General features: G+C 72.0%; 8 protein-coding genes. 7 read left to right on the plus strand and 1 reads right to left on the minus strand.

Translation table 11 applies throughout. The features are described 5' to 3' along the window. The first annotated feature begins 15 nt into the window (after positions 1-15). The 5 genes from ACIRVK_RS31405 to ACIRVK_RS31425 all read left to right on the plus strand — a co-directional run bounded on the left by ACIRVK_RS31405 (position 16) and on the right by ACIRVK_RS31425 (position 8260). The gene (locus ACIRVK_RS31405) at positions 16-1728 is read left to right on the plus strand and encodes an ABC transporter ATP-binding protein (protein WP_404253029.1); all 1713 of its coding nucleotides are present in this window, start codon (positions 16-18) and stop codon (positions 1726-1728) included. Positions 1729-1775: 47 nt separating this feature from the next. Further along, positions 1776-3470 (plus strand): ABC transporter ATP-binding protein, encoded by a 1695-nt coding sequence (locus tag ACIRVK_RS31410; protein WP_404253045.1) that lies wholly within the window; start codon positions 1776-1778, stop codon positions 3468-3470. A gap of 238 nt (positions 3471-3708) precedes the next feature. Continuing rightward, positions 3709-5763 (plus strand): M4 family metallopeptidase, encoded by a 2055-nt coding sequence (locus ACIRVK_RS31415; RefSeq protein ID WP_404253031.1) that lies wholly within the window; start codon positions 3709-3711, stop codon positions 5761-5763. A 244-nt stretch (positions 5764-6007) separates the two neighbouring features. After that, on the plus strand, positions 6008-7672 hold the full coding sequence (locus ACIRVK_RS31420) for a M4 family metallopeptidase (protein WP_404253033.1): 1665 nt from the start codon (positions 6008-6010) through the stop codon (positions 7670-7672). A gap of 69 nt (positions 7673-7741) precedes the next feature. Beyond that, positions 7742-8260 (plus strand): DUF1990 domain-containing protein, encoded by a 519-nt coding sequence (locus ACIRVK_RS31425; protein WP_404253035.1) that lies wholly within the window; start codon positions 7742-7744, stop codon positions 8258-8260. Positions 8261-8451: 191 nt separating this feature from the next. On the opposite strand, the gene ACIRVK_RS31430 is transcribed toward ACIRVK_RS31425, so the two are convergent. Then, on the minus strand, positions 8452-11070 hold the full coding sequence (locus ACIRVK_RS31430) for a glycosyltransferase family 1 protein (RefSeq protein WP_404253047.1): 2619 nt from the start codon (positions 11068-11070) through the stop codon (positions 8452-8454). 265 nt (positions 11071-11335) lie between these two features. On the opposite strand from ACIRVK_RS31430, the gene ACIRVK_RS31435 reads away from it, so the two are divergent. Both ACIRVK_RS31435 and ACIRVK_RS31440 read left to right on the plus strand, forming a co-directional pair. After that, positions 11336-12538: a S8 family peptidase gene (locus ACIRVK_RS31435; RefSeq protein ID WP_404253037.1), complete on the plus strand. Its 1203-nt coding sequence runs from the start codon at positions 11336-11338 to the stop codon at positions 12536-12538. Positions 12539-12797: 259 nt separating this feature from the next. Further along, positions 12798-13469 (plus strand): maltotransferase domain-containing protein (locus ACIRVK_RS31440; protein WP_404253039.1); only part of this gene is annotated, 672 nt, incomplete at its 3' end.

Here is a 13469-nt window from a genome sequence, read left to right on the forward strand (position 1 = left end):
GCTCCAGGGGGACAGGTGATCGACGCATACGAGGATCCGGGCGAGCCGGACCGGCGTGGTGGCGCCCGCTATCTGTGGTGGCTGGTGCGCTGCCAGCCGGGGCGGTCCGTCGCCGGGGCGGTGCTGGGCAGCGTGTGGATGGTGCTGCTCGCCGCCACGCCGTACCTGCTGTCCCGGGCGATCGACGAGGGCCTGCAGCCCGGAGACTACCCGGCCCTGGCCCGCTGGACGGCCGCCCTGTTCGGGGTGGGGGTGTTCAACGCCTGGCTGAGCATCATGCGGCACCGCACGATGACCCGGGTGCGGATGGACGCCAACTTCCGCACGGTGAAGGTGATCGTGGGTCACGCGGTCCGGCTGGGGTCCGCGCTGCAGCGACGGGTGGGGGCCGGGGAGGTCGTCACCATCGGCGTGGGCGACGTGCAGACGATCAGCACCTCGCTGACGGTGGTCGGGCCCGGGGTCGGCGCGGTGGTGGCGTACCTGGTGGTGGCCGGGCTGCTGCTGTCCGTCTCGCCGCTCATCGCGGCGGTCGTCCTGCTGGGCATGCCGGTGATCGTGGTCCTCGTCGGACCGCTGCTGGCCCGGCTGCAGGGCGCGGAGACCGAGTACCGGGAGCGGCAGGGCGTGCTCACCGCCCGCATCGCCGACCTCTCGGGCGGCCTGCGCGTCCTCAACGGCCTCGGCGGCAAGGGCCTGTTCGCGGATGCCTTCCAGCGCGACTCCCAGCGGCTGCGCCGCCAGGGCTACCGGGTCGGGGCGGTGACCAGCTGGGTCCAGGCCCTGGGCGTCGGCCTGCCGACCCTGTTCCTGGCCGTCGTCACCTGGCTCGCGGCCCGGCTCGCCGCCCAGGGCTCCATCACCATCGGCCAGTTGGTCTCGGTGTACGGCTATGTGGCGGTCCTGGTGGGCCCGGTGGCCTTCTGGGTGGAGTGCGGCTACCAGATCAGCCGGGGCCTGGTGTCGGCCCGGCGGGTCGTACGGTTCCTGCGGCTCGAGCCGATGCCGGACGACGGCACCCGCGACGCGCCCGCCGAGCCGTCGGCCCTGCACGACCCGGAGTCGGGCGTGCTGGTGGCCCCGGGCCGGCTGACCGCGCTGGCCTGTGCCCGCCCCACCGACGCGGCCGCCGTCGTCGACCGCCTCGGCCGTTACGCCCCGTCGGCGGCGACCTGGGGCGGGGTGCCGCTCGGCGAGATCGCGCTGCGGCAGGTCAGGGAGCGCGTCCTGGTCGCGGACCACGAGGCGGACCTGTTCGCCGAGACGCTGCGGGAACTGGTCGCCGGGCGGCGGGAGCGGACGGAGGAGGACATCGCGTCGGCCGTGCACACCGCCGTCGCCGACGACATCGTCCAGGGGCTGCCCGACGGCCTCGACTCCCCGGTCGACGCCCAGGGGCGCAACCTCTCCGGCGGTCAGCGCCAGCGGGTCCGCCTGGTCCGCGCGCTGCTCGCCGATCCCGAGGTGCTGCTGGCGATCGAGCCGACGTCGGCCCTGGACGCCCACACGGAGGCCCGGGTGGCGGAGCGGCTGCGGGCGGCGCGTGAGGGCCGTACGACCCTCGTCACGACCACGTCACCGCTCGTACTGGACCGTGCGGACACCGTGTACTTCCTGGTGGACGGCAAGGTGGAGGCGGTGGGACGGCACCGCGACCTGCTGGAGGGCGAACCGGGGTACCGGGCCCTGGTCGCCCGGGAGGAAGACGCCGAGGAGGCCGTCCGTTGACCGCGTCGAGGCTGCCCGTGGCCGAACCCGCCGACGTCCGCCGGGCGATGGCACGCCTGCTGCGCGCCGACGCCGGGGCCTTCACCGCCACCCTCGTCCTGAACTCCCTGGCCGCCGCGGCCGGGCTCGCAGGACCGTACCTGGTCGGCCGCATCGTCGACGACGTACGCGGCGGCCAGGGCGTGAGCGCCGTGGACCGTCTGGCCCTGTGGATCCTGCTGTGCTCCCTGGCGCAGTTGCTGCTGGCGCGCTGGGCCCGGTACACGGGCCACCGCTTCGGCGAACGCACCCTCGCCCGGGTCCGCGAACAGTTCGTCGACCGCGCCCTCGCCCTCCCCGCCGCCGTCGTGGAACGGGCCGGCACCGGCGACCTGACGGCCCGCGGCACCGCCGACGTGGCGCTCGTCGGCACCACCCTGCGCGACGTCGGGCCCGAACTGCTCGTCAACACGGTCCAGGCCCTGTTCCTGCTCGGCGCGGTGTTCACCCTGAACCCCCTCCTCGGCGCCTGCGGCCTGCTCGGCCTGGTCGGCATCTGGGGTGCCCTGCGCTGGTACCTGCGGCGCGCCCGGGACGGCTACCTCGCCGAGGGCGCCGCGACCTCCGACGTCGCCGAGATCCTCGCGGCGACCGCGTCCGGTGCCCGTACGGTGGAGGCGCTGCGGCTGGAGAAGCGCCGGGTCGCGGCCGGCCGGGACGCGCTGGAGACCTCACGGCGCACCCGGCTGTACACGCTGTTCCTGCGGACCGTGTTCTTCCCCGCCGTGGAGGTCTGCTACCTCGTGCCCGTGGCCGCCGTCCTGCTGGTCGGCGGGTTCCTGCACGACCGCGGTACCCTCAGCCTGGGCGCGGTCGTCACGGCGGCCCTGTACCTGCAGCGGCTGAGCGACCCCCTCGACCAGATCCTGATGCGGATCGAGCAACTGCAGAGCAGCGGCGCCTCCTTCGCCCGCGTCGAGGGCCTCGCCCGGGCCCCGCGCACCCGGCCGACGGACGCCCCCGTCCCGGACGGCGACCGCATCGACGTGACCGGTGTGCGGTACGCCTACGACCGCGGGGGCGAGGTGCTCGGCGGCGTCGACCTGACCGTGCGGCCCGGCGAGCGGCTGGCGGTGGTCGGGCCGTCCGGCGCCGGGAAGACGACCCTGAGCCGGCTGCTCGCGGGCGTGGACGCGCCGACCGATGGCACGGTGGCGGTCGGCGGCGTACCCGTGGTCGAGCTCGGTCCCGAGCAGCTGCGCCGGCAGGTCGTGCTGGTCACCCAGGAGCACCACGTGTTCCTCGGCTCGGTCCGCGACAACCTCCTGGTCGCCGAACCGTCTGCCGCCGACGAGGAGTTGTGGTCCGCCCTGGCCACGGTCGGCGCCGACGGGTGGGTGCGGGAGCTGCCGGACGGCCTCGACACCCGGCTCGGCGACGGCGGTTCGCCCACCGACGGCTCGCAGGCCCAGCAACTCGCCCTGGCCCGCGTGGTACTGGCCGACCCGCACACCTTGATCCTGGACGAGGCCACGGCGTTGCTCGACCCGACGACCGCCCGGCACACCGAGCGCGCGCTGGCCGCCGTGCTGGAGGGCCGTACCGTCATCGCGATCGCGCACCGGCTGCACACCGCGCACGACGCGGACCGGGTGGCGGTCATGGAGAACGGCCTGCTCACCGAACTCGGCACGCACGAGGAGCTGGTGGCCGCGGACGGGGCGTACGCGGCGTTGTGGCGGACCTGGCACGGGGAGCCGTGAACGGCCTTCCGCGGCCGTTCGACCAGCCGTCCGTATAGCGAACATGAACATCCGGACAACGAACCATTTCCGGCCAACCTCCTGACGCGCTCCTGACAGAAACCGCGAGCTGCTGCCACCCTTCCCACAGCTTCAACACAGCAACCCCACAGCTCCACCCCCAGTTCTGCCCGGACGGTCGACCCACCGTCCGGCTCCCCTGGCCGCGCACCCCGCGGCCACGCAGAAGGAGTCAGTGTTGAGAAGCAGTTCCTCTCGCAGACGCACCTCCCACGTCACGCACCGCCGGGCCGCCGCCGTCGCCCTCGCCGGCGTCACCGCGCTGCTCGCCGCGGCCGTCCAGTCCGGTGCCGCGTCCGCAGCCCCCGCCCAGAAGACCCCGTCGCCCGCGGTCAAGGGCAACCCCGCGCACGCGGCCGTGCAGCTTTCCCCCTCACAGCGCGCCGAGCTGCTGCGTGACGCCGACACCTCCCGCGCGCAGACCGCCCGGGACATCGGCCTGGGCGCCAAGGAGAAGCTGATGGCCCGGGACGTCGTCAAGGACGCCGACGGCACCGTGCACACCCGCTACGAGCGCACCTACGCCGGTCTGCCGGTCCTCGGCGGCGACCTGGTCGTCGACACCGCCACGTCGGGCGCCACCAAGGACGTCATCAAGGCGACCAGCGCCGCGATCAAGATCGCGAACCTCACCCCGGCCGTCACCAGGGCGGCCGCCGAGAAGCAGGCCGTGAGCCGGGCGAAGGCCCTCGGCGGCACGAAGGCGAGCGCCGACAGCGCCCGCAAGGTCGTCTGGGCGGCGGGCGGCAAGCCCGTCCTCGCGTACGAGACCGTCATCGGTGGCTTCCAGGACGACGGCACCCCGAACCAGTTGCACGTCATCACCGACGCCACCACCGGCAAGAAGCTCTTCGAGTACCAGGGCATCGAGAACGCGACCGGCACCGGCAACACCCAGTACAGCGGCACGGTCCCGCTGACCACGACGCAGTCGGGCTCCAGCTTCACGCTTACCGACGGCGACCGCGGGGGCCACAAGACGTACAACCTGAACCACGGCACCTCCGGCACCGGCACGCTGTTCTCGCAGACGAGCAACACCTGGGGCGACGGCACCACCTCGAACGCCGCGACGGCGGGCGCCGACGCGCACTACGGGGCCGCGGAGACCTGGGACTTCTACAAGAACACCTTCGGGCGCAGCGGCATCAAGAACAACGGCGTGGGCGCCTACTCCCGCGTCCACTACGGCAACTCGTACGTGAACGCCTTCTGGGACGACAGCTGCTTCTGCATGACCTACGGCGACGGCTCCGGCAACGCGGACCCGCTGACCGCCCTCGACGTGGCCGGCCACGAGATGAGCCACGGCGTCACCTCCAACACCGCGGGACTCAACTACAGCGGCGAGTCCGGCGGGCTCAACGAGGCGACCTCCGACATCTTCGGCACCGGTGTGGAGTTCTACGCCAACAACTCGACCGACGTCGGCGACTACCTCATCGGCGAGAAGATCAACATCAACGGCGACGGCACCCCGCTGCGCTACATGGACAAGCCCAGCAAGGACGGCTCGTCCAAGGACAGCTGGTACTCGGGCCTCGGCAACCTGGACGTGCACTACTCCTCCGGCCCGGCCAACCACTTCTTCTACCTGCTGAGCGAGGGCAGCGGCGCCAAGGTCATCAACGGCGTCAGCTACAACTCGCCCACCGCGGACGGGCTTCCGGTCACCGGCATCGGCCGGGACAAGGCGCTGCAGATCTGGTACCGGGCGCTGACCACGAAGTTCACGTCCACCACCAACTACGCCTCGGCCCGCACCGGCACCCTCGCGGCGGCCGGCGAGCTCTACGGCACGACGAGCGCCGAGTACAAGGCGGTGCAGGACGCCTGGGCGGCCGTCGCGGTGGGCGCCCGCTCCGGCGGGGGCGGCGGGGGCGGGACGTCGTACGAGAACACGACGCCGGTCGCGATCCCCGACAACGGGCCCGCCGTCAGCTCCTCGATCACGGTCTCCGGCAGGAGCGGAAACGCGCCAAGCAACCTCCAGGTGAGCGTCGACATCACGCACACCTGGCGGGGCGACCTGGTGATCGATCTGCTCGGTCCGTCGGGCACCGCGTACCGGCTGAAGAACTTCAGCTCCTCGGACTCGGCGGACAACGTGCAGGAGACCTACACCGTCAACGCGTCCGCCGAGACGGCCAACGGGACCTGGATGTTGCGGGTACAGGACCAGGCCGCGCAGGACGTCGGCACGCTCAACAGCTGGAAGGTGACGTTCCCGTAGGCCGCGGGTGACGGCACCGGCGTGAGGGCGCCGTCCCGGAGGGGGCCAACTCCCCCAGGGCGGCGCCCATTTACATTCCTGAAACGTTCACCGTGGAGTCGGTTTTCGGTCAACATCACGTGGGGGTCATGACATGTACGCGTCCCTGATGTCACGCTTCCTCACAACCGCCGCACAACTTCACTCCAACCTCTTACCCGGCCGCCCCACGCCGGGTGGGAGCTCCCCCACCGAAGGAGCTTGTGTGACCCCCCTCTACGCGCGTCACAAGCGCTCGACTCTGGCCATCGCGACCGCCGTTGCCGCCGGAGCCCTCTTCACCACCGGTCTGACCACCGGTGCGGCCTCCGCCCAGACCCAGGCGGCCCCGGCCATCGCCCACCCGGCCGCGGCCCCGACCCTGTTGTCGACCGCCGCCCGCACCGCGCTCATCCAGCAGGCCCAGGCCGACGTCGCGAAGACGGCACAGCAGATAGGCCTCGGCGCCAAGGAGAAGCTGGTCGTCAAGGACGTCGTCAAGGACGCCGACGGCACCGTGCACACCCGTTACGAGCGCACCTACGCCGGTCTGCCGGTCCTCGGCGGCGACCTCGTGGTGCACACCGCGAAGTCCGGCAGGACCGAGGGCGTCACCAGAGCCACCAAGGCCGCCGTCAAGGTCGCCTCGCTCAAGCCGCAGATCACCGCGGCCAAGGCGGAGAAACAGGCCGTGTCCGCCGCCAAGACCCTCGGCTCCGCCCAGTCCACCGCGGACGGCGCCCGCAAGGTCATCTGGGCCGGCTCCGGCACGCCCGTCCTCGCCTACGAGACGATCGTCGGCGGCCTGCAGGACGACGGCACCCCGAACCAGCTGCACGTCATCACCGACGCCACCACCGGCAAGAAGCTCTTCGAGTACCAGGGCATCGAGAACGCGACCGGCACCGGCAAGACGCTGTACTCGGGCACGGTCAGCCTCACCACCTCGCTGTCGGGCTCGACGTACTCGCTGACCGACGCCTCGCGCGGCAACCACAAGACGTACAACCTGAAGCACGGCACCAGCTCCGGTACCGGCACGCTGTTCACCAACACGACCAACACGTGGGGCACCGGCACCGCCTCCAGCTCCAGCACCGACGTGACGGCGGCCGCGGACGCCGCGTACGGCGCGCAGGAGACCTGGGACTTCTACAAGAACACCTTCGGGCGCAGCGGCATCAAGAACGACGGTGTCGGCGCGTACTCGCGCGTCCACTACGGCAGCTCGTACGTGAACGCGTTCTGGGACGACTCCTGCTTCTGCATGACCTACGGCGACGGCTCCGGCAACACGCACCCCCTCACCTCGCTGGACGTGGCCGGCCACGAGATGAGCCACGGCGTCACCGCCAACACCGCGGGCCTGGACTACAGCGGTGAGTCCGGCGGCCTGAACGAGGCGACCTCGGACATCTTCGGCACCGGCGTCGAGTTCTACGCCAACAACGCCTCCGACCCGGGTGACTACCTGATCGGCGAGAAGATCGACATCAACGGCGACGGCACCCCGCTGCGCTACATGGACAAGCCCAGCAAGGACGGCGGCAGCGCCGACTACTGGTCCTCCTCGGTGGGCGACCTCGACGTCCACTACTCGTCCGGCGTCGCGAACCACTTCTTCTACCTCCTCTCGGAGGGCAGCGGCGCCAAGACCATCAACGGGGTGAGCTACAACTCGCCCACGTCCAACGGCTCCACGGTCACCGGCATCGGCCGCGCCAAGGCGCTGCAGATCTGGTACAAGGCGCTGACGACGTACTTCACGTCGACGACCGACTACAAGTCGGCCCGCGCGGGCACGCTGTCCGCGGCGGCCGCGCTGTACGGCTCCGGGAGCACCGAGTACAAAGCGGTGGCGGCCGCCTGGTCCGCCGTCAACGTGAGCTGACCCGAGGGTGGTTGGCGGGCGGTACCCGGGGCGACGGCAGCCCCGGGTACCGCCCTACTCTTGTGTCCCATGCCCCCGAGCGACTTCACCTACGACGACGTCGGCGCGACCCGGCGAGCCGGTTTCTGCCCACCGGGCTTCCGGCACCTGGACGTGCGCACGCGCATCGGGGAGGGCGAGGCGTGCTTCCGCCGGGCGGCCGAGGCGGTCCTCACCTGGGAGATGCACCGGGAACTCGGGGTCGGCATCGACGCGAGCGCCGACCGGGCCGCCCCCGACGTCGACGTCACCGTCACCCTCGCCGGCATGATCAAGGCGCCCTGCCGTGTCATCTACACGGTCGAGGAACCCCGTAGGGCCGGCTGGGCGTACGGCACGCTGACCGGCCACCCCGAGTGCGGCGAGGAGTCCTTCCTGGTGGAACGCACGGGGGACGGCACGGTCTGGCTGACCGTGACGGCCTTCAGCCGCCCCGCCAAGTGGTTCGCCAAGGCCGGCGGCCCGGCGACCCGCGGCCTGCAGACCGCCTACGCCCGCCGCTGCGGCAAGATCCTGCGCCGACTGTGCGCCGACACCTCCGAGTGGTGACCGTCGCTCAGTCCAGATCAATGGGGGTGAACCCGAAGGCGGCGACGATCGGGGGCCACGGCTGCGGCGGCCGCTCGGCCGCTGACTGACGCGTCGAGGACCCCGGCCTCCCTGCCGGTTTCCGCCAGCCGGGTCGCGACCTCGTTCCCTGGCCGGCAGGGGGCGGGCACAGGCCGCCCGCCCCCGCGCGGTCAGCGGAACAGTACCCCCGCTCCCTCCGCCGTCTCCTCCGACGGGACCGTGACCAGGCCCAACTCCGCGCTGGAGGCGAGGAGGCGGTGGGTCGGGAGGATGCGGACGGTGTAGCCGTAGGGGCCGGTGCGCTCCAGGGACAGGGGGCCCTCGTAGATCCAGCGGCCCTCGGGGTCGGGGCCGCCCGCCGGTTTGAGGGGGACGGTCGTGGCGTCGGCGATGCGGTCCTCCGGGTCGACGCGGCCGGAGACCACCTGCACCTCGACGTCGTCCGGGCCCAGGTCCCCGAGGCCCACCCTCACCCGGAGACCGAGCGTGCTGCCGAGTTCCGCCGTCGTCGTGACGGCCGACGTCTCCACGTGTTCCACGTGCACGCCGTGCCAGGCCCCCCGCACCCGCCCCTTCCAGGCGGCGAGTTCGCGCGCCGCGTCGGGGTCCATGGCGCGATGGGCGTGGGCGGCGGGGGTGTAGAGCCGCTCGACGTACTCGCGGACCATGCGGCCGGCCAGCACCTTCGGGCCGAGCAGGGTCAGGGTCTGGCGGACCATCTCGATCCAGCGGTCGGGCAGGCCGTGCCGGCCGTGTTCGTAGAAGCGGGGCGCCACCCGCTGCTCCAGGAGGTCGTAGAGCGCCGCGGCCTCCACGTCGTCCCGGTGGTCGGGATCCGTGCCCACGCCGTCCGCCGTCGGGATCGCCCAGCCGAAGTCGGGCTGGAACCATTCGTCCCACCAGCCGTCCAGGACGGACAGGTTGAGGCAGCCGTTGAGGGCCGCCTTCATGCCGGAGGTGCCGCAGGCCTCCAGCGGGCGGAGCGGGTTGTTGAGCCAGATGTCACAGCCGGGGTAGAGCTTCTGCGCCATAGCCATGCCGTAGTCGGGCAGGAAGACGATGCGGTGGCGCACCCGCGGGTCGTCGGCGAAGCGGACCAGTTCCTGCACGAGGCGTTTGCCGCCGTCGTCCGCGGGGTGCGCCTTGCCGGCGACGACGATCTGGATGGGACGCTCGGGGTGGAGCAACAGCTCCATCAGGCGGTCCCGGTCGCGCAGCATCAGCGTCAGACGCTTGTACGACGGCACCCGGCGGGCGAACCCGATGGTGAGGACGTCGGGGTCGAGAACCCCGTCGATCCAGCCCAACTCGGCGTCGCCCGCGCCCCGTTGGCGCCAGGAGGCGCGCAGCCGGGCCCGTACCTCGTCCACCAGCTGCTCGCGCAGGTTGCGGCGCAGCTCCCAGATGTCCTGGTCGGGGATGTCCCCGACGGCGTCCCAGCGGTCCGAGCCGCCGACGGTCAGCGCGTCCTCGGTGCGCTGGGCGCCGATCTGCCGGGCGCCGAGCCGGAACACCTCGGGGGCGACCCAGGTGGGCGCGTGGACGCCGTTTGTGACGGAGGTGATCGGCACCTCCTCGGGGTCGAACCCCGGCCACAGCCCGGAGAACATCTCCCGGCTGACCTGACCGTGCAGCAGCGAGACGCCGTTCGCGCGCTGGCCCAGGCGCAGGCCCATCACGGCCATGTTGAACAGGTTGGGTTCGCCGCCGGGGTAGGTCTCCATGCCGAGCTGGAGGATCCGCTCGACATCGATGGTCGGCAGCTCGGCGTCGGTCCCGAAGTGGTGGGCGACGAGTTCGCGGTCGAAGCGGTCGATACCGGCCGGGACCGGGGTGTGCGTCGTGAAGACGGTCCCGGCACGCACGGCTTCCAGCGCCGAGTCGAAGTCCAGCCCCTCGGCGCACAGTTCGGCGATGCGTTCGAGGCCGAGGAAGCCCGCGTGTCCCTCGTTGGTGTGGAAGACCTCGGGTGCGGGGTGGCCGGTGAGCCGGCAGTACGTCCGTACGGCCCTGACTCCCCCTATGCCGAGCAGCATCTCCTGCAGCAGCCGGTGCTCGCTGCCGCCGCCGTAGAGCCGGTCGGTCACCCCGCGCTCGCCGAGGTCGTTCTCCTCGACGTCCGAGTCGAGCATCAGCAGGGGGACCCGGCCGACCTGGGCCAGCCAGATCCGGGCGTGCAGCTGCTTGCCGCCGGGCAGGGCCAGCCGGACCTGGGCGGGGCTGCCGTCGTCCTCCCGCAGCAGCGCCACCGGCAGCTCGTTCGGGTCGAGGACCGGGTAGTGCTCCTGCTGCCAGCCGTCCCGGGACAGGGACTGGCGGAAGTAGCCGTGCCGGTAGAGCAGGCCCACGCCGATCAGCGGGACGCCGAGGTCGCTGGCCGCCTTGAGATGGTCACCGGCCAGGATGCCGAGGCCACCGGAGTACTGCGGCAGGGCGGCGGTGATGCCGAACTCGGGCGAGAAGTAGGCGACCGCGGCGGGCAGTTCACCGGACTGCGCCTGGTACCAGCGCTCGCCGTTCAGGTAGTCGTCGAGGTCGTCCAGGACCGCGCCGAGGCGGCGCAGGAAGGCGCGGTCCTCGGCCAGCTCCGCGAGGCGCGTCGGCGACACCCCGCCCAGGAGCCGTACGGGATCGCCCTCGGAGGCGGCCCAGCGTTCGGGGTCGACGGACTGGAAGAGGTCACGGGTCTCGGCATGCCAGGACCAGCGCAGGTTGCGCGCCAGGTCACCGAGCGGCCGGAGGGGTTCGGGGAGAACGGGACGGACAGTGAATCGCCGGATCGCCTTCACATTCCACCTCGGCATACGTGCACAACAGGAGGACGCACGGCGGTGTGCGTCCCGTCGTCAACATCGACGGTATCGGGCGAAGGGGGTCCGGAACCACGGGACACCCAAGGTGGGTCGCACAGTCGTACACAGTCCGGAAATCACCGCAACCCTCACCCGTCCGCCATGGCGGACATGGCCGATTCCACCCCCGTAGGCACCCTTGTGGCGCTTCACCCCGCACGAGAGGCTGCGAGGTGCAGTCGAAAGAGGGGGGAACTCGGACATGGCACGGACGCGCACCCGGCGTCTGCGCCGGCTGGGGGGCCTGACCGCGGTGGCCTGCGTCGCCGCGCTCTCGTCCGGCACCCTGCCCGCGCACGCCGCACCGGAGGGACGGATACTCGGCGCCGGTGAGCCCGGCTCCGTCAGCGGAAGCTATCTGGTGACGCTCAAGGGGGGTACGAAGGCCCCGTCGGCGGACGGAAAGGGCATCGCCGAGAAATACGGGGCGAAAATCAGCCAGACTTACGGCACGGTCCTCAACGGATACGCGATCAGGGCGAACGAGAGACAGGCCCGGCTGCTCGCGGCCGACCCGCAGGTCGCCTCGGTCGTCCAGGACACCCGCGTCGCTCTCGACCGCACCCAGCAGAACCCGCCGTCCTGGGGCCTGGACCGGATCGACCAGCCGAGCCTGCCGCTGGACGGGAGCTACACCTCGCCCGACTCCGGGGGCGCCGGGGTGACCGCCTACGTGATCGACACCGGCATCCGGATCAGCCACCAGGACTTCGGCGGGCGCGCGAGCTACGGCTGGGACTTCGTCGACGACGACGCGACCGCCTCCGACGGCAACGGCCACGGCACCCACGTCGCCGGCACCATCGCCGGCACGACGTACGGCGTGGCCAAGAAGGCCAGGGTGGTCTCCGTGCGGGTCCTCGACAACTCCGGATCGGGTACGACGTCGCAGGTCATCGCGGGTATCGACTGGGTGACCCGGCACGCGCACAAGCCCGCCGTGGCCAATCTCAGCCTGGGCGGCACCTACAACGCCCAGCTGGACGCGGCCGTCCGCAACTCGATCGCGTCCGGCGTCACCTACGCCGTCGCCGCGGGCAACGACGGCCTGCCGGCCGCGCTGTACTCCCCGGCGGACGTGAGGGAGGCCATCACGGTCGGCGCGAGTGACCAGAAGGACGCGCGGGCCGCCTTCTCCGACTACGGCTCGGCCCTCGACCTGTTCGCCCCGGGCGTGTCGATCACCTCGGACTGGTACACGAGCGACACCGCAAGGGCGACCTTCTCCGGTACGTCGATGGCGACCCCGCACGTGACGGGCGCGGCCGCGCTGTATCTGGCCGGCCACCCGAAGGCCACGCCGGCCCAGGTGGCCACGGCGCTCGTGAAAGGGGCCGCGTCCGGGAAGGTCTCCGGCCGGGGCCTCGGTTCACCGGACGAACTCCTGCAGGTGCCGCCCTCCTAGGGCACAGTGTCGTACTCGTCACCGAAGAGCCCTGTTTCCGGCCCCGTTCGTTCACGAACGGGGCCGGTCTTGTGCGTAGACATACGCGTGAGTAGTTAACAAAGTGCCGGATTGCCCACCCGAATAGGGTGGGAAGGCTCCTGCGGTACACCGGCCCGTCTCTCGGGTACTCCACAGGAACACCACGCACCACCCCACCCGCAGGACCCACTCCCCACAACCATCCGCCCACCCACGTATGACGCGGACAGGAGCGGTCATGCCCGCCACGCACCACACGTCAGCACCCCCGACGCGCGACACCGAAGCGCCCTTCGTGCGCCCCGCCGACGCCGCACCGCCGACCCCGGAGCCACCCTCCGCGGCCGACGCCACCGGGGTCGGGCGCATACCCGTCCTGGACGTCCGCCCGATCGTGCAGCACGGGCGCAGGCCGGCCAAGGCCGTCACCGGCGAGTCGTTCGAGATCTCGGCCACCGTCTTCCGCGAGGGCCATGACGCGGTCGCCGCCAACGTCGTCCTCACCGACCCCGAGGGCCGCCCGGGCCCCTGGACGCCGATGCGCGAGCTGGCGCCCGGCACCGACCGCTGGGGCGCCACGGTCACCGCGGGCGCCCCCGGCCGGTGGACGTACACCGTGGAGGCCTGGGGTGACCCCGTCACCACCTGGCGTCACCACGCCCAGATCAAGATCCCGGCGGGGATGGACACGGATCTCGTGCTGGAGGAGGGGGCGCGGCTGTACGAACGGGCTGCGGCCGGTCTCGCGCCAGTGGAATGTGACGTTGTACTGGGCGCCGTCGCGGCCCTGCGGGACGAGACCCGCCCCGCGGCCGCCCGTCTGGCGGCGGCGTTGACGCCGGAGGTGGACGCGGTCCTGGCCCGGCACCCGCTGCGGGAACTGGTCACCGCCTCCGAGACCCTGCCCCTG

It is taken from the genome of Streptomyces sp. NPDC101152, assembly GCF_044768275.1.
GTDB lineage: Bacteria > Actinomycetota > Actinomycetes > Streptomycetales > Streptomycetaceae > Streptomyces.

What these genes read in the sequence shown, in the direction of transcription:
- ACIRVK_RS31435 (WP_404253037.1), top strand. Translation starts at nt 11,336, where the DNA reads ATGGCACGGACGCGCACCCGGCGTCTGCGCCGGCTGGGGGGCCTGACC.
- ACIRVK_RS31425 (WP_404253035.1), top strand. Translation starts at nt 7,742, where the DNA reads ATGCCCCCGAGCGACTTCACCTACGACGACGTCGGCGCGACCCGGCGA.
- ACIRVK_RS31410 (WP_404253045.1), top strand. Translation starts at nt 1,776, where the DNA reads ATGGCACGCCTGCTGCGCGCCGACGCCGGGGCCTTCACCGCCACCCTC.